This is a genomic window from Halovulum marinum, assembly GCF_009697225.1.
Classification (GTDB): Bacteria; Pseudomonadota; Alphaproteobacteria; order Rhodobacterales; family Rhodobacteraceae; genus Halovulum; species Halovulum marinum.
The window spans coordinates 52333-72258 of the sequence record NZ_WIND01000073.1; the positions used below are offsets into that span (position 1 = coordinate 52333).

Genomic DNA, 19926 nt, shown 5'->3' on the forward strand with positions numbered 1-19926 from the left:
TGACCATTTGGTAAAAACCACGCTAGCCAAACCCGGTGACAGGTCAAGGGGTATCCCGGGCCCGGCCGCCAGAACGGAGACCGGTAGGAACCGATGGCCCGCGCCGCCGCCAAGAAGACCCCGACGCGCATCCAGAGGCAAAAGACCCGGGCGATCCTGGACGCCGCGCTGGAGGTGTTCTCGCAGCACGGCTTCCGCGGTGCCACGCTGGACCAGATCGCCGACGCGGCGGGGCTGTCGAAGCCGAACCTGCTGTACTATTTCGAGGGCAAGGAGGCGATCCACCGCACCCTGCTGCACCGGCTGCTGGACACCTGGCTGGACCCGCTGCGGCAGCTGGACCCGGCGGGCGAGCCGCTGCGCGAGATCCGCGCCTACCTGCTGCGCAAGCTTGAGATGAGCCGCGACTACCCGCGCGAAAGCCGGCTGTTCGCGAACGAGATGCTGCAGGGCGCGCCGCGTATCAGCGACGAGATCCAGGGCGAGCTGAAGGCGCTGGTGGACGAGAAGGCGCAGGTGATCCGCGGCTGGGTCGAGGCGGGCAGGCTGGCGCCGGTCGATCCCTATCATCTGATCTTCTCGATCTGGGCCACGACGCAGCACTACGCGGATTTCGAGGTGCAGGTGCGTGGCATCCTGGGCGCCGGCGCCGACGGCCATTTCCACGATGCCGCGCGGTTCCTGACGCAGCTCTACACCGGCGGCCTGAAACCACCGGCGGCCGGGGCGCGCCGCCGGCCCTAGCGGGCCGGCTCGGTCCCCAGAACGTTGATCGCCGGAACGATGTCGGTCGGCTCGTTCGGCTGCGACGACCACATGTAGCCGCCGACGATGACGAACAAGGCCACCATCGCGATGCCGGCGAACAGGTAGTCCGATATGCTGGACATGATGAAATCCCCACACTCAATACCTACACATTCAAACATAACAATGTCGCACCGATTCTGGCACCGCAATTGTCACAGGTGGCGGATTCGGGCGGCGGGAGGCTGGCGGCGGCCGCGGCTCTGACCGTCCGCGCCTTGGCTACCAGGGCGCGGCGGCTCCGGCGCCGGGCTGGACGAGGCCGCCGATGTCGATATGCACCCGGCCCGAGCCGGTGCGGTCGAGGAACAGCTTGCGCGATCCGCGCGCGATGGCGCGGGTGGCCTCTCGGGGGTGACCCAGCAGCGCGGCCAGCGCCGGGATCCTATTGCGCCGACCGGCCACCGCCAGCAGCAGTCAGGCGTTGTGGCGCACCGGCGCCGAGCGGTCGCCCAGCGCGCGCGCCAGCGCCACCGCGTCCGGCTGCACCAGCGCGAACTTCAGCGCGGTGTGCACCGGCGCGACGGTGTGCATCAGCGCGACGGGGCGCGCCAGCCGTGCAGGCGCGGTTAAACCTGCAACACGGCCGGAAAAATCGCCGGCGCCAGCGGCAGCAGGGCCCCGCGCCCGTCCTGGACCCGGCCCCGGCTCGGCTGATCGAGGGCCAGCAGCGCGGCCTCGACAGCGACCGGGGCAGCCATTCCTATTCGGCCGCCTTGGCGGCGGGGTTGTTGGGGTGCGTGGTCCAGTTGGCGTACTCGGCCTCGACCATGCGGCCGGTGCGCGGATCGACCGTGCCGGGCGCCATCCGCTCCATGGTGATGCAGTTCTCGACCGGGCAGACGTTGACGCACAGGTTGCACGCGACGCATTCCTCGTCGATCACCTCGAACACGCGGCCCGGCTTCATCGCGATCGCCTGGTGGCTGGTGTCCTCGCACGCTGCGAAACAGCGGCCGCAGCTGATGCACAGCTCCTGGTCGATGCGCGCCTTGGTGACGTAGTTCAGGTTCAGATACTTCCAGTCGGTGACGTTCGGCACCGCGCGGCCGCGGATCGCGTCGAGATCGGCGTGGCCCTTGTCGTCCATCCACTGCCCCAGGCCCGAGACCATCTCCTGCACGATCTTGAAGCCGTAGGTCATCGCGGCGGTGCAGACCTGCACGCTGCCGCAGCCCAGCGCGATGAACTCGGCCGCGTCGCGCCAGGTGGTGACGCCGCCGATGCCGCTGATCGGCAGGCCCTGCAGGTCCGGATCGCGGGCGATCTCGGAGACCATGCTGAGCGCGATCGGCTTGACCGCCGGGCCGCAATAGCCGCCGTGGCTGCCCTTGCCGTCGATGGTCGGCTCGGGCGCGAAATTGTCCAGGTCCACCGCAGTGATCGAGTTGATCGTGTTGATCAGCGACACCGCGTCGGCGCCGCCGTCCTTCGCCGCCTTGGCCGGCTTGCGCACGTCGGTGATGTTCGGCGTCAGCTTGACGATCACCGGCATGCGGGTGTTCTGCTTGCACCAGCGGGTGACCATCTCGATGTACTCGGGCACCTGGCCGACGGCGCTGCCCATGCCGCGCTCGGACATGCCGTGCGGGCAGCCGAAATTCAGTTCCACCCCGTCGGCGCCGGTGTCCTCGACCTGCGACAGGATGAACTTCCAGGGGTCTTCCTCGCAAGGGACCATCAGGCTGACGACCATCGCCCGGTCGGGGTAGTCGCGCTTGACCTGCTTGATCTCGCGCAGGTTCACCTCGAGCGGGCGGTCGGTGATCAGCTCGATGTTGTTCAGCCCCAGCAGGCGGCGGTCGGCGCCCCAGACCGCGCCGTAGCGCGGCCCGTTCACGTTGACCACATGCGGGTCCAGACCCAGCGTCTTCCACACCACGCCGCCCCAGCCGGCCTCGAAGGCGCGGCGGACGTTGTATTCCTTGTCGGTCGGCGGCGCCGAGGCCAGCCAGAACGGGTTCGGGCTCTTGATGCCCGCGAAATCGGTGGTCAGGTCAGCCATTGGAAACCTCCGTATCGGGTATGGGCGTATCGGGTATGGGCGTATCGGGTATCGGCGTGTCGGGGCGGGCCATGGTCGCGGCCCCGGTTCTGAGTTCCTTTCGCAGCACCAGCTTCAGCCCGGACCAGGTGGCGTCGACGGCGCAGACCTTGACGTCGACCAGGCCCAGCGGCAGCGCGGCGTCGCGAATCCAGTCCTCGGTCAGATCGGTCGGCACCTTCGCGGCGCGCTTGGGCCAGGACACCCAGATCATACCGGTTTCGGGCAGGCAGCGCATCGCCTGTGCAAGGGACCGGGACAGGGCGGCGCGGTCGGTCACGAACAGATGCGCATCGGCGGCCGCGTCGGACCCGGCCCAGTGCACCGGGCCGTCCCGTTCGATCTGTGCACGCACCCCGGCGGGCCGGGGGCCCAGACGCCACCGCGGGCGCCGTAGCCCAGCTTGCGGACCAGCGGCGTGCCCGGATAACCCGCGGCATGTCCCGCCGCCGCGCTCACGACATCAGCGCCTTGTGGATGTCCTCGGCGGCGTCGCGGCCCTCGGCCACCGCGGTGACGGTCAGATCGTCGCCGCCGCTGGCGCAGTCGCCGCCCGCCCAGACGCCCGCGACCGAGGTGCGCCCGGCGGCGTCGACGCGGATCTTGCCGCGCTTCAGCGCCAGCGCCTGCGGCGGCTCGTACAGAGTCTGCCCGATCGCCTTGAGCACCTGGTCGGCGCGGATCTCGAAGGTCTCGTCGGTGACCTCGAACCCGTCCGGCCCGTAGCGGGTGTAGGCGAACTCCACCCGGCGCTCGGTGCCGTCCTTCTTGCCGCGGATCCGCACCGGCTGCGCGTTGAACACGATCCGCACGCCCTTGGAGGTCGCCAGATCCCGCTCGAAACGGCTGGCGGCCATTTCCTCGGGGCCGCGGCGGTAGACCATCGTCACCTCCTCGGCGCCCAGCAGCCTGGACTGCACGGCGGCGTCGATCGCGGTCATGCCGCCGCCGATCACCACCACGCGCCGGCCCACCGGCAGCGCCGCCAGGTCGTCGGCCTGGCGCAGCTTCGAGATGAAGTCGACGGCGTTCTGCACCCCGTCGCGATCCTCGCCCCTGGTGCGCAGCGCGTTGACGCCGGCCAGGCCCACGCCCAGGAACACCGCGTCGTAGCTCTCGCGCAGCGCGTCCAGATCCAGATCGCGGCCCAGCGCCTTGCCGTGCTCCTGCACGATCCCGCCGATTCGCATCAGCCAGTCGACCTCGGCCTGGGCGAAGCCGTCGACGGTCTTGTAGGCGGCGATGCCGTATTCGTTCAGCCCGCCCGGCTTCGGCCGCGCGTCGTAGAGCGTGACCTCGTGCCCGTTCATCGCCAGCCGGTGCGCGCAGGCCAGCCCGGCGGGGCCGGCGCCGACCACGGCGACGCGCCTGCCGGTCGGCGCGTCGCGGGCGAATGGGTGCTCGCCCTTCGCCATCAGCGTGTCGGTGGCATAGCGCTGCAGTTGGCCGATCAGCACCGGCTTGCCCTCGGCCACCTCGCGCACGCAGACCTCCTCGCACAGCGTCTCGGTCGGGCAGACCCGGGCGCACATGCCGCCGAGGATGTTCTGCTGAAAGATCGTCCGCGCCGCCGCCTCGGGCACGCCGGTGGCGATCTGCCGGATGAACAGCGGGATGTCGATCGAGGTCGGACAGGCCGTCACGCAGGGCGCGTCGTGGCAGAAATAGCAGCGGTCGGCGGCGACCCGCGCCTCGTGCGGGTCCAGCGGCGGGTGCAGGTCGGCGAAGTTGGCTTCCAGCGTGGCGGGATCCAGGCGGCCGGCCACGATGCCGTCGGTGCGGGTCGATGCGGACATGCGCGCTCCTCTGCGGTCACTTGACCGGGAAAGCGTTCCACAGCTCCGATTTTTTATCAACTGGTAAAAAATTAAAAATGCGGTGCCCGGCAGCCCGCCGGGGCCGCTACAGGATCCGCGGCGGCGGCGGGCCGGCCGGCGGGGCGTGCGCGGCCAGGAACGGATCCAGCAGCGCCGCCAGCGCCTCGGGCGCCTGCACGCAAGGCAGATGGCCGGTGCCCGGCAGCAGGTGGAAGGCGCAGCCGGGGATCAGCGCCGCGGTCTCGCGCACCATGTCGGCGGGGGTCGCGCCGTCCAGCGCGCCGGCCACCGCCAGCGCCGGCAGCCGCAGCCGCGCGGTGCTGTCGAACAGGTCGGTGTGGCCGATCGCGGCGCAGCAGCCGGCATAGCCCTCGGCCGGGGTGGCGCACAGCCGGTCGCGCCACAGCGCCACCTCGGCGGCGCGGGCCTGGCGGAAACGCGGCGGGAACCAGCGCGCGAGGATGCCGTCGGCCAGCGCGGCGACGCCGCGGTCGCGGACGGTGTCGGCGCGGTCCTGCCAGATCGCCTCGGTGCCGATCTTGGCGGCGGTGTTCGACAGCACCAGCGCGGCGACAAGGTCCGGGCGCTCGGCCGCCAGCCCCTGCGCCACCAGCCCGCCCAGCGACAGCCCGACCACCACCGCGTCCGACACGCCCAGCGCGTCCAGCAGCCCGGCGGCGTCGTGCACCAGCGCCTGCATGCCGTAGGGCGCGGGCGGCACCGTGCTGCGGCCGTGGCCGCGCAGATCGCAGCGGATCAGCCGCAGGTCGGGCGGCAGGTGCGGCAGCAGCGGGTCCCAGACCCGGTGGTCCAGACCCAGCGCGTGCAGCAGCAGCACCGGCGGCCCGTCGGGGGCGCCGTCCTCGGTGTAGTGCAGCTCGATGGCGTTGGTGCGGATCAGCGGCATGCGCCCGTTCTGCCCGCCCCCGGCCGCCGGGTCAAATCCGCTGGCGCGCCGGCTCTCCGGGATCGGGAAACAGCGTGTCGTAGCCCCAGGTGAAGACGAAGGCGTAGACCAGGTAGAACAGCGCGAACGACGCGTCCAGCACCAGCGCCTGCCACAGCCCGATGCCCAGCCAGGCAGCGACCACCGGCAGCAGCAGCACCAGCAGCCCGCCCTCGAACCCGACCGCGTGCAGCACCCGCACCGCCGGCGATTTGCGCGTGCTGCCGGTGCGCCGGCGCAGCGCGTGGTCGAAGCCCAGGTTGTAGACATAGTTCCAGCCGGTCGCCAGCGTCGCGGCGACGGCGGCGAGCAGGCCGATGGCGACCAGCCCGTGGCCGAACAGCCACGACCCCAGCGGCGTGATCACCGCCAGCCCGATCAGCTCGAAGCTGACGGCCTGGCGGATGCGGTCTGCGGTGCTGCGCATGAGATCCCCTCGCAACGTGCCGGGCCGTCCCGCGTGCTGGTCCCATGACGGGGGAGGTCGTCCTCGCCTGCCGCCTCAGCTAGGCACCGGGACGTGGCGGGTCAAGGTGCCGCCGCGGCCGGCAGATGCGGCGCGAACTCGTCCAGCACCGCGGCGTAGACCTGGCGCTTGAACGGCACGATCGCGGTCAGCATGTCGGCGGGGGTCATCCAGCGCCAGGTGCGGAATTCGGGGTGCCGGGTGGCCAGGTTCACCGCGCCGTCCGGGGCCTGAAGGCGGAACAGGAACCAGAGCTGGCGCTGGCCCCGGTACCGGCCGCCCCAGACCTTACCGACCAGATCGTCGGGCAGATCATAGGTGATCCAGTCGGCGGTCTTCGCCAGATTCCTTACCGCCGACGCCGGGACCGAGATCTCTTCCTCCATCTCGCGCAGCGCCGCCTGCAGCGGCTGCTCGCCGGCGTCGATGCCGCCCTGCGGCATCTGCCAGGCGCCGGGGGTATCGATACGCTCGCCCGCGAACAGCAGGCCGTCGGCGTTGCACAGCGCAACGCCGACGCAGGGCCGATATGGCAGCTCGCTCATGCGGCGTCCGTTCCCGGCCGCCTCACTCGTCGCGGCCGGCCAGCACGTTGAGGCCGCGGATCAGGTCCAGCGCATGCGCCAGCTGATAATCCTCGTCCCGGCGGCGGGCCATCTCCTCGGCTTCGTCGCGCTCTTCCTCCAGCTGGCGCAGCTCGTCCTCGGACAGGCTGTCGTTGCTGAGCGCGCCGCGCAGGTCGGCCTCGGAGCGGTTGCGCTGCGCCGCCGAACCTGGCTCCTCGACCTCGGTTTCCTCGGTCTCGGGGGCCGGACGCTGCTCGATGATCACGTCGGGCTGCACGCCCAGGTTCTGGATCGAGCGGCCCGAGGGCGTGTAGTAGCGCGCAGTGGTCAGCCGCATCGCGCCCTTGCCCTGCAGCGGCACGATGGTCTGCACCGACCCCTTGCCGAAGCTGCGGGTGCCGACGACGATCGCGCGGCGATGGTCCTGCAGCGCGCCGGCGACGATCTCGGACGCCGAGGCCGAGCCGCCGTTGACCAGCACCACCAGCGGCTTGCCCTCGGCCAGATCGCCCGGCTCGGCGTTGTAGCGGTCACTGTCGCGCGGATCGCGGCCGCGGGTCGAGACGATCTCGCCCGCGTCCAGGAACGCGTCGGACACCTGCACCGCCTGGGTCAGCAGGCCGCCGGGGTTGTTGCGCAGGTCCAGCACGAAGCCGTCGACGTTGTCCATGCCGCCCAGCGCCTCGACCTGCTCCTTCAACCCCGACTCGAGATTGAGGAAGGTCTGCTCGGTGAAGGTGGTGACGCGCAGCACGACGACGTTTCCTTCGGTGCGCGAGCGCACCGCCGCGATGGTGATGGTGTCGCGGGTCAGGGTCAGATCGAACGGCTCGGTCTCTTCGCCGCGGACGATGGTGATGACGATGTCGCTGCCCACCGGGCCGCGCATCAGCTCCACCGCCTCGTTCAGCGTCAGGCCGAGGATCGGCTCGCCGTCGACATGGGTGATGTAGTCGCCCGGCTCGACCCCGGCGCGGGCGGCGGGGGTGTCGTCGATCGGCGTGACCACCTTGACGAAGCCGTTCTCCTGCGTGACCTCGATGCCGAGGCCGCCGAACTCGCCGCGGGTCTGCACCCGCATGTCGTCGTAGTCGTCAGGCGGCAGGTAGCTGGAGTGCGGATCCAGCGACGACAGCATGCCGTTGATCGCGCTCTCGATCAGCTCCTTCTCGTCCACGTCCTCGACATAGGTCGAGCGGATGCGCTCGAAGATGTCGCCGAACAGGTCCAGCTGCTCGTAGGTCAGACGGTCGCGTTCGACCTCCTGCGCGATGATCGGGGCCGCGAACTGCGTCGTGACGACGAAGCCCGCAAACGCGCCGCCCACGGCGGCTATCATCAGCTTGTTCATATCTTGCCCTGCCGTTAATTCAGTGCCTCGAACCAGGGCAGCGGATCGACCGGGCTCTGGTTCACTCTCAGTTCCATATAGAGCGTTTTCGCGGGCGCTTGGCCACCCGCGTCGCCCGCTTCCGGCGATAATTCTTCGTGAGGCGCGGCGGCATTGTCCAGCCCCGGCATGAAACCCAGCACGCCGCCCGGCTCCACCACCTCGCCCGCGCGCACAAGGTAGCGTCCCAGCCCGCCGAGCACCATCAGAACGTTTTCCTGCGGCTCCAGGATCACCACCTCGCCATAGCCGTCCAGCCGTCCGGTGAACCGCACCGTCGCCGCGGCCGGCGCGGTGACCAGCGCCCCCGCGGGCGCGCCGATGGCGATGCCGGGACGTTGCAGCCCGGCGGAATCGGCCTCGCCGAAGCGGCGCAGCAGCGGCCCGTCGGCGGGCGTGGCATAGGGGCCCAGTTCGCCCGGCGCGGCGTCGAGCTCGGCCGGCAGCGTCGTCTCCAGCGCGATCGCCAGCGCCGACAGGTTCGCCGCGTCCTCGCCCAGGTCGGGCAGCGGACCGGCTGCGGCCTGGTCCTCCTCGATGCGGGCGATCAGGCGGTCGCGGATCACCGCCAGCCGCTCGCGGCCGTCCTCGAGATCCGCCAGCAGCGCCTGCTGCTGCGCCTGCAGGTTGGACAGCGCCGCCCGCTCGGCGCGCAGCGCCGCGGCGCGGGCGCGCACCGTGGCGGCGGCATTCTCCATCAGCATCAGCGCGCGGGCGCCGTCGCGCGGGTCCTGCGCGCCGGTCAGCACCAGCGGCGCCGCGACCCGGCCCAGCCGGGCGATGCCGCCGGTCAGCCGGCGCAGCTCGGCCTCGGCGTCGGTCAGCGCGCGGCCGCGGGCGCGGGCCTTGGCGGCGACCTTGCCGATGTCGCGCCGCAGCGACTGCATCGCCGCCTCGTAGGCGCGGATCGCCCCGGCCAGCGCCCGGCGCTGCGCCAGGCTGGTGCGCGCCTCGGACAGCTGCGCCTCGGCGACCTGCAGCGCCTCGGCGCGGCCGCCGGCACCGCCGGTCTGCGCCGGCGCCGACGTGCCCAGCGCCAGCAGCGCCGCCGCAAGCAGCCCCGCGCCGCGCCGCATCACGCCGCCTCGATCAGCGAGCGGCCGGTCATCTCGGCGGGCTGCTCCAGCCCCATCAGCGCCAGCAGGCTGGGCGCCAGGTCGGCCAGCGTGCCGCCGTCGCGCACCCGCGCCCCTGCAGGGCCGCCGACCAGGATCACCGGCACCGGGTTCAGCGTGTGCGCGGTGTGCGGGCCGCCGGTCTCGGGGTCGATCATCATCTCGCAGTTGCCGTGATCGGCGGTGACGATCGCCGCGCCGCCGGTCTGCTCCAGCGCCGCCAGCAGGTGGCCCAGCCCCCGGTCGACCGCCGCGCAGGCGGTCTTCGCCGCCTCCAGATCGCCGGTGTGCCCGACCATGTCCGGGTTGGCGTAATTCACCACGATCAGCGCGTAATCGCCGCTTTCCACCGCCCGGACCAGGTTATCGGTGACCTCGGCCGCCGACATCTCGGGCTGCATGTCGTAGGTCTTCACCCGGGGGCTGGGCGCCATGTAGCGCTCCTCGCCCTGCTCCGGGATCTCGATGCCGCCGTTCAGGAAGAAGGTGACGTGCGGATACTTCTCGGTCTCGGCGATGCGGAACTGCTTCAGGCCCTTCGCGGCGACGAACGCGCCCAGCGTGTTGACGATCTCCTCCGAAGGGAACATCACCTGCATGTATTCGTTGTGGCGGTCGGAATATTCGACCAGCCCGCAGACCGCGGCGAAGTCGGGCCGGGCCGAGACGTCGAACTCGGCGAACTCGGGATCGGCCAGCGCCGAAAGGATCTCGCGCGCGCGGTCGGCGCGGAAGTTCAGGAACAGCAGCCCGTCGCCGTCCTTCATCCCGGCATGGTCGCCGACCACCGTGGGCGTGACGAACTCGTCGGTGATGTCGGCCTCATAGGCGGCGGCGACCGCGGCCTCGGCGCTGTCGGCCCGCGCGCCCTTGCCGGCGGTCATCGCCTGGAACGCCTGCTCGACCCGGTCCCAGCGGTTGTCGCGGTCCATCGCGTAGAACCGCCCGGAGACGGTGGCGATGCGCGCGCCCGCGGGCAGATCGGCAGCCAGTTTCGCCAACTGCTCGCGCGCCGATTTCGGCGGCACGTCGCGGCCGTCGGTGAAGGCGTGAACGGCGACCGGGATGCCCTGCCCCGCCAGCACCTGCGCGGCGCGGGCGATGTGGCGCTGGTGCGCGTGCACCCCGCCGGGCGAGGCCAGCGCCGCCAGATGCGCCACGCCGCCGGTGGCCTTCAGCGTCTCGGCGAAGGCGGTCAGCGCGGGGTTGGAGTCGAAGTCGCCGTCCTCGATCGCCTTGTCGATCTTCGGCAGGTCCATCCAGACGATGCGGCCGGCGCCGATGTTGGTATGGCCGACCTCGGAGTTGCCCATCTGCCCCTCGGGCAGGCCGACGGCCGGCCCGTGCGCGGTCAGCGTGGCGTTCGGGCACTCGCGCATGATGCGGTCGAAATTCGGCGTGTCCGCCTGCGCGACGGCGTTCGCCTCGCGCGACGGGTTCAGCCCCCATCCGTCAAGGATGCACAGGACGACGGGCTTGGCCATGAGGGGTCCTTTCCGGCTCGGGTCGCGCGCAAACTAGCGGCGGCGCGCGCGGGCCTCAAGCCCGCCTTGCGGGCGCGCCGCTCATGCGCGGTGGTACGGGCTGTTCGCCAGGATCGAGGCGGCGCGGTAAAGCTGTTCGGCCAGCATCACCCGGGCCAGCATGTGCGGCCAGACCATCTGCCCGAAAGACAGGCGGAAATCGGCCTCGGCGCGCAGATCCGTCGCCAGCCCGTCGGCGCCGCCGATCAGGAACACCGCGTCGCGGCGGCCCTGGTCGCGCCAGTCGCGCAGCAGCCCGGCGAACGCCGGAGAAGTCAGCACCTTGCCGCGTTCGTCCAGCGCGACCACCGCCGCGCCGTCGGGAATCGCGCCGCGCAGCAGCGGCGCCTCGGCCGCCGGACCCCGGCCCTTGCGCGGCTCGACCTCGGCCACGCTCAACGGGCCCAGCCCCAAGACCCGCCCGGTGCGGTCGAACCGGGTGGCGTAGTCGTCCACCAGATCGCGCTCGGGGCCGGCGCGCAGCCGGCCGACGGCGGCGACGGTGATCCTCACGGCCGGTTCAGGCGTCGAGCGACGGCCGCTTCAGCTGCTCTTCGGGCGAGAGCCACATCTTTTCCAGCTGGTAGAAGTCGCGGACCTCGGGGCGGAAGATGTGGACGATGGCGTCGCCGCAATCGATCAGCACCCAGTCTCCGGTGTCCTTGCCCTCGATCCGCACGCTGCGGCCCTGATCCTGCTTCAGCCGATCGGACAGCTTTTCCGCGATCGCGGTGACCTGACGGGACGACCGGCCCGAAGCGACGACCATGTGGTCGGCGATTTCGGACTTGCCCGCAAGGTCGATGACGATCACGTCCTCGGCCTTGTCATCGTCCAGCGATGTCAGGATCAGGTTCAGAAGGGCGGTGTCCCGCGTGCCCGGCCCGGCCGGGGTGCTCATGTCACGCGGCGTCGCAGCGGCTGGCGCTGCATTTGCACGTTCCGACAGAACTGTACCTCCAAAAGATGCGCCGGCGAACCGGCATTCCAGTGCCCCGAAAGGTAGTGCGCCCGGTGCCCGCAAACAAGCGCCGCGCGCCGCCGTCGCGAAATCGTCGCGATCCGTGCCCCGAACGCACCGGCGCGTCAGCCGCCCGCCGGCAGCCGCGCCAGGCGCGCGACCAGCAGGTCGTAGAAGCCGTCGGCGTCCACCTCGCGCAGGTACAGCACGTTCGGTGCGCGGCCGGTCACGCCCCACCAGTCGACCACGGTCATGCCCATGGTCAGCTCCGAGCCGGTCTCGACCGCCAGGTTCACCTCGCGGCCGCCGTACAGCTCGGGCTTCAGCAACCAGGCGATCACGTTCGGATCGTGCAGCGGCCCGCCGTCGGTGCCGTACTTGGCCTCGTCGAAGCGCTCGAAGAAGTCCAGCAGCGCGGCGGTGGCGGTGCCGACGGGGCTGCCGATGGCCCGGATCCGCTCGACGCGGGCGCGGGTGGTCAGGCACTGGTGCGTCAGGTCCAGCGGCAGCAGCGTGATCGGCCGGCCGCAGCGGAACACGACGTCGGCGGCGTGCGGGTCGACATAGATGTTGAACTCGGCCGCCGGCGTGGTGTTGCCGCCCTCGAAGAAGCCGCCACCCATCGCCACGATGCGCTCGATCCGGGGCAGGATGTCGGGGGCGCGGTTGATCGCCAGCGCGATGTTGGTCAGCGGCCCCAGCGCGCACAGGGTGACGCCCGCGGGCGTGGCGCGCATCGTCTCGACGATGAAATCGACGCCGTGCCGCGGCTGCAGCGGCATGGTCGGCTCCGGCAGGTCCGGCCCGTCGAGCCCCGACTTGCCGTGGACGTATTCCGCCGTCACCAGATCCCGCACCAGCGGCCGCACCGCGCCGGCGAACACCGGCAGGTCGGGCCGCCCGGCCAGCTCGCAGATCTTGCGCGCGTTCGCCTGGGTCAGGTGCAGCGGCACGTTGCCGGCGACGGCGGTGATGCCCAGCACCTCGAGCTCGGGCGAGGCCAGCGCCAGCAGGATCGCCACCGCGTCGTCCTGGCCGGGGTCCGTGTCGATGATGATCTTCCGCGCCGCGCCCATGGCCGAGATTTCCCTGATTGCGCCGAACCGGCTGCCCACAAGATGGCATGGCATGTTCCGCGCGGCGTTTCCACCATGCGCGGACGACGGCGGCGGCATCCCTTGCGGGATCCGCCGCGCCCGGCGATGCTGGGCGCGAGCGCGCGCGCCGGGACGGCCGCCACCCTGTCAGCACGAAAGAGAACACGCATGGTACTGGACGAGACGACGAAGAAGGGGCTGGCGGCGGCGGTGGCCGAGGCCCGCAAGGGGCTGGAGCAGGGCGGCATTCCGATCGGCTCGTCGCTGATGCTGGGCGACGAGGTGATCGCCGCCGGACACAACCAGCGCGTCCAGAAGGGCAGCCAGATCCTGCACGGCGAGATGGCGGCGATCGAGGCCTGCGGCCGGCGCCGCGACTACGGGCAGGTGACGCTGTTCACCACCCTGTCGCCCTGCATGATGTGCGCGGGCACGATCGTGCAGTTCGGCATCCCGCGGGTGATCGTCGCCGAGAACCAGAACTTCGGCGGCAACGAGGAGTTCCTGCGCTCGCGAGGGGTCGAAGTGACGGTGCTGAACGACCCGGAATGCATCGAGATGATGCGCGGCTTCATCGCCGCGCACCCCGAGCTGTGGGACGAGGACATCGGCGACTGACGCCGCTTGTGCCGCCAGGGGGCCGCCGTCCGGGGCGGCATCGAGCCCCCCCGGACGGCCCGGTCGCTGCGCGCCCGGCGCCCGGCCCGAGGGTGGCGCGTCGGTTGCCGCGTCAGTTGCCGGGCCAGCCCGCCCGCGCCCGCAGCCGGCAAGACCGGCTCAGCCGCCCGGCGCCTCGGCGGCGGCGTCGTTCCGGGCAAGCCGCGCCGTGATCTTGTCCTTCAGCAGCAACCGGTTCCGGCGCATCACCGCCAGGCGGAAGTCGTCGGTCGGTACCAGCCCGGTCTCGGCCCGGTGGATAGCGCGGTTCAGCTCCAGGTACTCGTCGCAGATCCGGGCGAAGTGGACATCCAAGCCTTGCAGCCGCCGCAGGCGGTCGGCCATGCCGGGAAAATCCTCGGCCAGCGGATGGGGAACGTGAGGCATGGGTCTCTCCTGTCCTGTGGTCGCGGGCAGGATGGCGCGGCGCGCGGCCCCGCGCCTTGACGTCGGTCAATGCGGGACAGCGGCCGGCGGCGGAGGGTCCCCTCAGCCCGGCGCGTCGGGGGTGACGATCCGGTCGGCCCGGCCGCGCCCCTGCGCCACCAGACGGGCGTTGGGCAGGTCGTTGTCCTGCACCTTGCGCCGCACCTCGGCCCCGGTCAGGCCGAAGCCGCGCCAGCGCGCGGTCAGCCGCGCCGCCAGTTCGGCCTCGGGCACCTCCAGGTACCAGCAGGCGTCGAGCAGCGGGCGCACCGCACCCCAGCCGCCGGCGTCGTGCAGCAGCCAGTTGCCCTCGACGATCACCAGCGGCGCGTCGGCGCCGATCTCGGTCGCGGCGGCGCGCGCCAGCTCCAGGTTGCGGTCGAACAGCGGGGCATAGACCGTCTCGCCCGCCCGCACCCGGCGCAGCAGGGACACGAAGCCGCCGACGTCGAAGGTCTCGGGCGCGCCCTTGCGCGGGCGCAGGCCGCGCGGCACCAGGATGCCGTCGTCCAGGTGGAACCCGTCCATCGGCAGCACCACCGCGCCGGCGACCTCGGCCGCCAGCCGCTCGGCCAGGGTCGACTTGCCCGAAGCCGGCGCCCCCACCAGCCCCAGGACCGCCCGGCCGACGCCGCCCAGCCGGGCGGCGTCGGCGGCAAGATCCTTCAGCCCGCTCACGCGCGCACGAGTTTCTCGTATTCCTCGGCGATCGAGCGGGTCAGCGCGCCGACCTCGAAGGTGTGCTCGCCGATCTGGCCGACCGGGGTGACCTCGGCGGCGGTGCCGGTCAGCCAGCACTGCTCCATGTCGTCCAGCTCGTCCGGCTGGATGTGGCGCTCGACGACCTCGACGCCGCGCGCCTGCAGCATGCCGATCACCGTCTGCCGGGTGATGCCGTTCAGGAAGCAGTCCGGCTTGGGCGTGTGCACCTTGCCGTCCTTGACGAAGAACACGTTGGCGCCGGTCGCCTCGGCGACATAGCCGCGGTAGTCGAACATCAGCGCGTCCGAGCAGCCCCTGGCCTCGGCCTGGTGCTTGGCCATGGTGCAGATCATGTAGAGGCCGGCGGCCTTGGCGAAGCAGGGGATGGTCTCGGGCGAGGGCCGTTTCCACTTCGAGATGTCCAGCCTGGCGCCCTGCATCTTGGCGTCGCCGTAATAGGCGCCCCAGGCCCAGACCGCGACCGCCATGTGCACCGGGTTGCGGGCCGAGGCGACGCCCATGTCGTCGCCCGAGCCGCGCCAGCAGATTGCACGCACATAGGCGTCGGACAGGCCGCTGGCGGCCAGCGTCTCGGCCTTGGCGGCCTCGATCTCGCTGAGCGTGTAGGGGATCGGGATGTCCATCATCCTGCCCGAATCCAGCAGGCGCTGCGAATGCTCGCGGCTCTTGAAGATCCTGCCGCCATAGGCGCGCTCGCCCTCGAACACCGAGCTGCCGTAGTGCAGCGCGTGGGTCAGGATGTGCACCTTCGCCTCGCGCCACGGGGTCAGGTCGCCGTCCATCCAGATGCTGCCGTCGCGGTCGTCGTAGCTGCCCATGGCCGTCCCTCCGTTTTCCTCATGTTGCGCGAAAACGACCGGGCGCGACACGATCTTTCATGAAACTGCGAATCCGCTAGCATTCGCATCTTGGAAAGTCAACAAGGCTGACATAAAATCCGACCGAACCGATCGGAGCCCGACATGACCCAACCCGCCCGGCCCGGGGTGCGCAGCGGCGAGCAGCTGCTGTTCCTGACCGACGACCAGCTGCGCCAGGGGATCGAACTGATGTTCTTCGCCTACCGCGACTTCACCGCCGATCCGGACCGGATCCTCGACGCGCACGGCTACGGCCGCGCGCACCACCGGGTGCTGCATTTCGTGAACCGCCGCCCGGGGCTGACGGTGAACGAGCTGCTGGCGATCCTTGCCGTCACCAAGCAGTCGCTGAACCGGGTGCTGCGGCTGCTGGTCGAGGACGGGCTGGTGGCCAGCCGCGTCGGGCGCCGCGACCGGCGCCAGCGCAACCTGACCCTGACCGAAACCGGCCGCGCGCTGGAGGCCGAGCTGTCGGCGGCGCAGCAGGCGCGGATGCGGCGGGCGTTCTCGGCCGCCGGCCCCGAGGCGGTCCAGGGGTTCCGCCAGGTGCTTGAGCAGATTATAGATCCAGAGATGCGCGGCCGGATCGACCGGCTGCTGGAGAGACGTGAATGACCGACGCCCAGCCCGACGCCCACATCCTGGTGGTCGACGACGACGAGCGGATCCGCGATCTGCTGAAGAAGTTCCTGTCGCGGCACGACTACCTGGTGACCGGGGCCCGCGACGCCGCGCATGCGCGCCGGCTGCTGGACGGGCTGGAGTTCGACCTGCTGGTGGTGGACGTGATGATGCCGGGCGAGGACGGGTTCAGCCTGACCCGCGGGCTGTCCGACACGATCGCCACGCCGATCCTGCTGCTGACCGCGCGCGGCGACAGCGACGACCGGATCAAGGGGCTGGAGGCCGGCGCCGACGACTACCTGCCGAAGCCGTTCGAGCCGCGCGAGCTGCTGCTGCGGATCAACGCGATCCTGCGCCGGGTGCCGCGCAGCGACGGGCAGAACGAGCCGCCGAAGACGCTGCACATGGGCGCGATCCGCTATGACATGGTGCGCGGCGAGCTGTGGCAGGGGCAGGACATGATCCGCCTGACCGCCACCGAGAGCGCGCTGATGCGGATCTTCTCGGCGCGGCCGAACGAGGCGATCAGCCGCTCGCAGCTGGTGCAGGACCTGGGCCGCGACGACGGCCAGGCGCAGGAGCGGGCGGTGGACGTGCAGATCACCCGGCTGCGGCGCAAGATCGAGGCCGACCCGAAGACGCCGCGCTACCTGCAGACCGTGCGCGGCGCGGGCTACATGCTGGCGCCGGACTGAGGATTTCATCGTGAAATCCTGAGGTTGTCACCGTGAAAACCCGCATAAACCCCCTGAAATTCCAGAGAAACCGTTTGCGAATCGCGGGTTAACGCCGTGCCGGGCGACGGCCGCGGCCAACTCAGGGCAGCCCCTCGAGCCGCTCGGCGCCGACGAACCGGGCCATGCGGGCCAGTTCCGCGCGCAGCCTGCCGTGGCGCGCCGCGCCCCAGCGTACGCCGGGCTCGGGCCAGAAGTTCAGCACCGCCAGCACCGATTCGCGGCGGTCGGCCTTCAGCTCGATCCGGCCGACGAAGCGGTCGCCCTCGAGGATCGGGTACACGTAGTAGCCCCAGACGCGCCGGGCCGCGGGCACGAACATCTCGACCCGGTAGTCGAAGCCGAACAGCCGGTTCAGCCGGGTGCGGTCGCGGATCACCGGATCGAACGGGTTGAGCACCCGCAGCCGCGCGGTCGGCGGCGTCAGCACCGCCAGCCGGTCCTCGATGTCGGCCGGGGCGACGCCCCGCACCCAGCCGCCCTGCGCGGTCTCGACCGCGACCGGCCGCAGGTGGCGCGCCGCGCCCTCGGCCCAGGCGGCGACCTCGGCGACGTCGGCGGCGTCCCAGAACTTGCGCACCTCGCCCAGCGTGCCGAAGCCCATCCGGTCCAGCGCCGCGTGGCACAGCCAGTCGACCTGCGCGTGCGCGTCCAGCCGGGCGTCGCGCAGCTCGGCGGGAAACACCCGCTCGGCCAGGTCGTAGTACTTGGTGAAGTTGACCCTGTGGCAGGTCGCCAGCTCGCCGCCATACCACATGTAGTCCAGCGCCAGCTTGTGCGGCGGCCGCGACCACATCTGCCGCGGCCCGTCGATCCGCGTGTCGAAATCATGGGTGGAAAGCGCGCCCTCGGCCCGGATCCGGTCCTTGATCGCCGCGCGGCCGGCGGCGTCGGGCAGGCCGCGGAACCAGCCCGCGGTCTCGATCCGGCGGCGCATGCGGTCGAACTGCCGCCGCCACATCGGCAGGAACTGCATCGGGATCACCGAGGCGTCGTGGGTGAAGTGCTCGAACACCTGGCGGTCGCGCGCCAGCAGCCGACCCAGCATCGGCTCGCGGTAGTGCTGGTTCCGGCTCCACAGGATGTGGTGATGGGCGCGGGCGACGACGCGGATCGAATCGAGCTGCACGAAACCCAGCTCGCGCACCGTCGCCGCTAGGTCGAGCGGCCCGGTCGGCGCCCGGCCCAGCCCCTGCGACGCCAGCCACAGCCAGCGCGCCGTCCTGTTGCCGATCCTTAGCGGTGTCACCTGCGCTGCCCCGGCCAGAAATCCCGCCCCGCGGCCGCCGCGGTGCCTTCGCCCCCCTGCATAGCGCCGCCGGGCGGCAAAGGGAACGCGCCGCGCCGGTCGGACGCGGGCTGCGGGACGTCCTGCCGGAACACGGTCCGCGCGGGCCGAGGCGCTGGGCGCGCTGGCCGTCTAGTCGCGGATCTCGTCGGCGTCGACGCCCCAGAGGTGCGCCTTCAGCACCCAGCCGCTCAGCCGGTCGGCGGTGATCTCGCACCAGTCGGCGGTGCAGTCGCCCAGCCGCGCGACGACGCCCGCCTCGGCCTGCGCCACCGGCCGGGCGTCGGGCTCGGGGCGGCGGCGCAGCGGCGCCTTGTCCTCGGTCACCAGCACATAGCGCGCCCCGGACAGCAGCGAGTAGTGTATCCAGCCGCCGGCGCCCTCGATGTCGCGCACCCGGCGCCAGTTGCCATACTCGGCGGTGATCTGCACCGGCAGGTGGCGGCGCTGGAACACCCAGTCGATGCGGTGGCTGAGGCTGGGGCCGCGGCGCACGTTGGCCTCGGACACCTTGATCGAGACATAGCGCGGCAGCTGCAGGTCGGTCACCGGGCCGCGGCCCAGCGCCATCTGGTCGGGCGGCAGCGGCGCGGCGGTGTCGGCGGACGGCGCGGCGGCCGCGGCGGTGGCGGTGGTGGCTGTGGCGGTGGCTGTGGCTGTGGCTGTGGCGGTCTGCGCGGCGGCCGGGCACGCCGACAGCAGCGCCGCCAGAACAAGCCCGGCGATGGCGGCGGAAATGCCTGCGGTGATGCCGTTCGCGCGCTGGCGCATCTGCCGATCTTGCCTCATGCCGGGGGTTTCTCGGGCCGACCCCGCGTGCCATAAATCATGCGAGACCATAATCTTCGGGGCGGAAACAGGAAACGGAATCGGGCATGGCAGGCACCAGATTGAAGGTCATTGTGACCCGAAAGCTACCGGAGCCGGTGGAAACCCGGCTGCACGAGCTGTTCGACACCGAGCTGAACCACGGCGACGCGCCGATGAGCCGCGAGGCGCTGGCCGACGCCATGACCCGCGCCGACGTGCTGGTCCCGACCCTGACCGACAAGCTGGACGCCGCGCTGCTGGCGCAGGCCGGCGAACGGCTGAAGCTGCTGGCGAACTACGGCGCCGGGTTCGACCACATTGACGTGCAGACCGCGCTGAGCCGCGGCATCACCGTCACCAACACCCCCGGCGTGCTGGCCGAGGACACCGCCGACATGGCGATGGCGCTGATCCTGGGCGTGCCGCGCCGGATGAAGGAGGGCGCGCAGCTGATCCAGGGCGGCGACTGGCAGGGCTGGTCGCCGACCGCGCTGATGGGCCACCGCATCGGCGGCAAGCGGCTGGGGATCCTGGGCATGGGCCGGATCGGCCGCGCGGTGGCGCGGCGGGCGCGGGCGTTCGGGCTGCAGATCCACTATCACAACCGCCGCCGGCTGCGCCCCGAGCAGGAGGAGGCGCTGGAGGCGACCTGGTGGGAGAGCCTGGACCAGATGCTGGCGCGGATCGACATCCTCAGCGTCAACGCGCCGCACACGCCGTCGACCTTCCATCTGCTGAACGCGCGGCGGCTGAAGCTGATGAAGCCCTCGGCCTATGTGGTGAACACCTCGCGCGGCGAGGTGATCGACGAGAACGCGCTGACCCGGATGCTGCGCTCGGGCGAGCTGGCGGGCGCCGGGCTGGACGTGTACGAGCATGGTCACAACGTCAACCCGCGCCTGCTCGAGCTGCCCAACGTGCTGCTGCTGCCGCACATGGGCTCGGCCACCGTCGAGGGCCGGCTGGAGATGGGCGAGAAGGTGATCGTCAACATCAAGACCTTCGCCGACGGGCACCGGCCGCCGGACCAGGTCGTGCCGTCCATGCTTTGATCACATTCTCCTGCTAGAGA

General features: G+C 71.3%; 24 protein-coding genes. 5 read left to right on the forward strand and 19 right to left on the reverse strand.

All coding sequences use genetic code 11. From position 1 onward, the window contains the following. Positions 1–93 precede the first annotated feature (93 nt). A complete protein-coding gene (gene rutR, locus GE300_RS22305) occupies positions 94–744 on the forward strand; it encodes an HTH-type transcriptional regulator RutR (RefSeq protein WP_154449750.1) in 651 nt (216 codons plus the stop codon). Here the strand turns inward: rutR and GE300_RS22310 are convergent. The 14 genes from GE300_RS22310 to GE300_RS22375 all read right to left on the reverse strand — a co-directional run bounded on the left by GE300_RS22310 (position 741) and on the right by GE300_RS22375 (position 12711). Then, complete coding sequence (locus GE300_RS22310; protein WP_154449751.1) at positions 741–890, reverse strand: hypothetical protein; 150 nt, start codon at positions 888–890, stop codon at positions 741–743. The two genes, rutR and GE300_RS22310, sit on opposite strands and share 4 nt — an antisense overlap. Before the next feature lie 139 nt (positions 891–1029). Continuing rightward, positions 1030–1212 (reverse strand): hypothetical protein, encoded by a 183-nt coding sequence (locus GE300_RS22315; RefSeq protein WP_154449752.1) that lies wholly within the window; start codon positions 1210–1212, stop codon positions 1030–1032. A 298-nt stretch (positions 1213–1510) separates the two neighbouring features. Next, entirely contained in the window at positions 1511–2812 is a 1302-nt protein-coding gene (preA, locus tag GE300_RS22320; protein ID WP_154449753.1) for an NAD-dependent dihydropyrimidine dehydrogenase subunit PreA, read from the reverse strand. Continuing rightward, positions 2805–3176, reverse strand: a complete 372-nt coding sequence (locus GE300_RS23480; protein ID WP_325063368.1) for a DUF3052 family protein — start codon at positions 3174–3176, stop codon at positions 2805–2807. Before GE300_RS23480 ends, preA begins: the two co-directional genes overlap by 8 nt. Positions 3177–3306: 130 nt before the next feature. Further along, a complete protein-coding gene (locus tag GE300_RS22330) occupies positions 3307–4647 on the reverse strand; it encodes an NAD(P)-dependent oxidoreductase (RefSeq protein ID WP_154449755.1) in 1341 nt (446 codons plus the stop codon). A 106-nt stretch (positions 4648–4753) separates the two neighbouring features. After that, a complete protein-coding gene (gene pcaD, locus GE300_RS22335) occupies positions 4754–5575 on the reverse strand; it encodes a 3-oxoadipate enol-lactonase (protein ID WP_154449756.1) in 822 nt (273 codons plus the stop codon). Positions 5576–5606: 31 nt separating this feature from the next. After that, complete coding sequence (locus GE300_RS22340; RefSeq protein WP_154449757.1) at positions 5607–6041, reverse strand: PACE efflux transporter; 435 nt, start codon at positions 6039–6041, stop codon at positions 5607–5609. A 101-nt stretch (positions 6042–6142) separates the two neighbouring features. Beyond that, a complete protein-coding gene (locus tag GE300_RS22345) occupies positions 6143–6625 on the reverse strand; it encodes an RNA pyrophosphohydrolase (RefSeq protein ID WP_154449758.1) in 483 nt (160 codons plus the stop codon). Between the two features lie 22 nt (positions 6626–6647). Then, complete coding sequence (locus GE300_RS22350; protein ID WP_154449759.1) at positions 6648–7997, reverse strand: S41 family peptidase; 1350 nt, start codon at positions 7995–7997, stop codon at positions 6648–6650. A 14-nt stretch (positions 7998–8011) separates the two neighbouring features. Next, complete coding sequence (locus GE300_RS22355; protein ID WP_154449760.1) at positions 8012–9112, reverse strand: murein hydrolase activator EnvC family protein; 1101 nt, start codon at positions 9110–9112, stop codon at positions 8012–8014. Further along, the gene (gpmI, locus tag GE300_RS22360) at positions 9112–10635 is read right to left on the reverse strand and encodes a 2,3-bisphosphoglycerate-independent phosphoglycerate mutase (RefSeq protein ID WP_154449761.1); all 1524 of its coding nucleotides are present in this window, start codon (positions 10633–10635) and stop codon (positions 9112–9114) included. The genes GE300_RS22355 and gpmI overlap by 1 nt, the downstream gene beginning before the upstream one ends. A gap of 81 nt (positions 10636–10716) precedes the next feature. Beyond that, positions 10717–11187, reverse strand: a complete 471-nt coding sequence (gene rlmH / locus GE300_RS22365; RefSeq protein WP_325063369.1) for a 23S rRNA (pseudouridine(1915)-N(3))-methyltransferase RlmH — start codon at positions 11185–11187, stop codon at positions 10717–10719. A 7-nt stretch (positions 11188–11194) separates the two neighbouring features. Then, positions 11195–11575: a ribosome silencing factor gene (rsfS, locus tag GE300_RS22370; RefSeq protein WP_154449762.1), complete on the reverse strand. Its 381-nt coding sequence runs from the start codon at positions 11573–11575 to the stop codon at positions 11195–11197. A gap of 185 nt (positions 11576–11760) precedes the next feature. Then, positions 11761–12711, reverse strand: coding sequence for a nucleoside hydrolase (locus GE300_RS22375; RefSeq protein ID WP_154449763.1), 951 nt, complete (start codon positions 12709–12711; stop codon positions 11761–11763). A gap of 189 nt (positions 12712–12900) precedes the next feature. On the opposite strand from GE300_RS22375, the gene GE300_RS22380 reads away from it, so the two are divergent. Further along, positions 12901–13350, forward strand: coding sequence for a nucleoside deaminase (locus GE300_RS22380; RefSeq protein ID WP_154449764.1), 450 nt, complete (start codon positions 12901–12903; stop codon positions 13348–13350). Positions 13351–13509: 159 nt separating this feature from the next. Here the strand turns inward: GE300_RS22380 and GE300_RS22385 are convergent, their stop codons facing one another. From GE300_RS22385 to GE300_RS22395, 3 genes are all read right to left on the reverse strand, one after another. After that, positions 13510–13776, reverse strand: coding sequence for a YdcH family protein (locus tag GE300_RS22385; protein WP_154449765.1), 267 nt, complete (start codon positions 13774–13776; stop codon positions 13510–13512). A gap of 102 nt (positions 13777–13878) precedes the next feature. Continuing rightward, the gene (locus GE300_RS22390) at positions 13879–14493 is read right to left on the reverse strand and encodes a nucleoside/nucleotide kinase family protein (RefSeq protein ID WP_325063370.1); all 615 of its coding nucleotides are present in this window, start codon (positions 14491–14493) and stop codon (positions 13879–13881) included. Then, positions 14490–15356, reverse strand: a complete 867-nt coding sequence (locus GE300_RS22395; RefSeq protein WP_154449766.1) for a branched-chain amino acid aminotransferase — start codon at positions 15354–15356, stop codon at positions 14490–14492. Before GE300_RS22395 ends, GE300_RS22390 begins: the two co-directional genes overlap by 4 nt. A gap of 144 nt (positions 15357–15500) precedes the next feature. On the opposite strand from GE300_RS22395, the gene GE300_RS22400 reads away from it, so the two are divergent. After that, positions 15501–16013, forward strand: coding sequence for a MarR family winged helix-turn-helix transcriptional regulator (locus tag GE300_RS22400; protein ID WP_154449767.1), 513 nt, complete (start codon positions 15501–15503; stop codon positions 16011–16013). After that, positions 16010–16717: a response regulator gene (locus GE300_RS22405; RefSeq protein WP_154449768.1), complete on the forward strand. Its 708-nt coding sequence runs from the start codon at positions 16010–16012 to the stop codon at positions 16715–16717. The genes GE300_RS22400 and GE300_RS22405 overlap by 4 nt, the downstream gene beginning before the upstream one ends. 121 nt (positions 16718–16838) lie before the next feature. Here the strand turns inward: GE300_RS22405 and GE300_RS22410 are convergent, their stop codons facing one another. Both GE300_RS22410 and GE300_RS22415 read right to left on the reverse strand, forming a co-directional pair. Beyond that, positions 16839–18005: a winged helix-turn-helix domain-containing protein gene (locus GE300_RS22410; protein WP_325063371.1), complete on the reverse strand. Its 1167-nt coding sequence runs from the start codon at positions 18003–18005 to the stop codon at positions 16839–16841. A gap of 171 nt (positions 18006–18176) precedes the next feature. Then, positions 18177–18815, reverse strand: a complete 639-nt coding sequence (locus GE300_RS22415) for an SH3 domain-containing protein (protein WP_233417324.1) — start codon at positions 18813–18815, stop codon at positions 18177–18179. Between the two features lie 104 nt (positions 18816–18919). Here GE300_RS22415 and GE300_RS22420 point away from each other — a divergent pair, with 104 nt between their 5' ends. Continuing rightward, positions 18920–19906, forward strand: a complete 987-nt coding sequence (locus tag GE300_RS22420; RefSeq protein WP_154449771.1) for a 2-hydroxyacid dehydrogenase — start codon at positions 18920–18922, stop codon at positions 19904–19906. Positions 19907–19926 lie beyond the last annotated feature (20 nt).

What these genes read in the sequence shown, in the direction of transcription:
- GE300_RS22385 (WP_154449765.1), bottom strand. Translation starts at nt 13,776, where the DNA reads ATGCCTCACGTTCCCCATCCGCTGGCCGAGGATTTTCCCGGCATGGCC.
- GE300_RS22375 (WP_154449763.1), bottom strand. Translation starts at nt 12,711, where the DNA reads ATGGGCGCGGCGCGGAAGATCATCATCGACACGGACCCCGGCCAGGAC.
- GE300_RS22395 (WP_154449766.1), bottom strand. Translation starts at nt 15,356, where the DNA reads ATGGGCAGCTACGACGACCGCGACGGCAGCATCTGGATGGACGGCGAC.
- GE300_RS22345 (WP_154449758.1), bottom strand. Translation starts at nt 6,625, where the DNA reads ATGAGCGAGCTGCCATATCGGCCCTGCGTCGGCGTTGCGCTGTGCAAC.
- GE300_RS22310 (WP_154449751.1), bottom strand. Translation starts at nt 890, where the DNA reads ATGTCCAGCATATCGGACTACCTGTTCGCCGGCATCGCGATGGTGGCC.
- rutR (WP_154449750.1), top strand. Translation starts at nt 94, where the DNA reads ATGGCCCGCGCCGCCGCCAAGAAGACCCCGACGCGCATCCAGAGGCAA.
- GE300_RS22340 (WP_154449757.1), bottom strand. Translation starts at nt 6,041, where the DNA reads ATGCGCAGCACCGCAGACCGCATCCGCCAGGCCGTCAGCTTCGAGCTG.
- gpmI (WP_154449761.1), bottom strand. Translation starts at nt 10,635, where the DNA reads ATGGCCAAGCCCGTCGTCCTGTGCATCCTTGACGGATGGGGGCTGAAC.
- GE300_RS22420 (WP_154449771.1), top strand. Translation starts at nt 18,920, where the DNA reads ATGGCAGGCACCAGATTGAAGGTCATTGTGACCCGAAAGCTACCGGAG.
- GE300_RS22355 (WP_154449760.1), bottom strand. Translation starts at nt 9,112, where the DNA reads ATGCGGCGCGGCGCGGGGCTGCTTGCGGCGGCGCTGCTGGCGCTGGGC.
- GE300_RS22415 (WP_233417324.1), bottom strand. Translation starts at nt 18,815, where the DNA reads ATGCGCCAGCGCGCGAACGGCATCACCGCAGGCATTTCCGCCGCCATC.
- GE300_RS22350 (WP_154449759.1), bottom strand. Translation starts at nt 7,997, where the DNA reads ATGAACAAGCTGATGATAGCCGCCGTGGGCGGCGCGTTTGCGGGCTTC.
- preA (WP_154449753.1), bottom strand. Translation starts at nt 2,812, where the DNA reads ATGGCTGACCTGACCACCGATTTCGCGGGCATCAAGAGCCCGAACCCG.
- rsfS (WP_154449762.1), bottom strand. Translation starts at nt 11,575, where the DNA reads ATGAGCACCCCGGCCGGGCCGGGCACGCGGGACACCGCCCTTCTGAAC.
- GE300_RS22330 (WP_154449755.1), bottom strand. Translation starts at nt 4,647, where the DNA reads ATGTCCGCATCGACCCGCACCGACGGCATCGTGGCCGGCCGCCTGGAT.
- GE300_RS22405 (WP_154449768.1), top strand. Translation starts at nt 16,010, where the DNA reads ATGACCGACGCCCAGCCCGACGCCCACATCCTGGTGGTCGACGACGAC.
- GE300_RS22400 (WP_154449767.1), top strand. Translation starts at nt 15,501, where the DNA reads ATGACCCAACCCGCCCGGCCCGGGGTGCGCAGCGGCGAGCAGCTGCTG.
- pcaD (WP_154449756.1), bottom strand. Translation starts at nt 5,575, where the DNA reads ATGCCGCTGATCCGCACCAACGCCATCGAGCTGCACTACACCGAGGAC.
- GE300_RS22380 (WP_154449764.1), top strand. Translation starts at nt 12,901, where the DNA reads ATGGTACTGGACGAGACGACGAAGAAGGGGCTGGCGGCGGCGGTGGCC.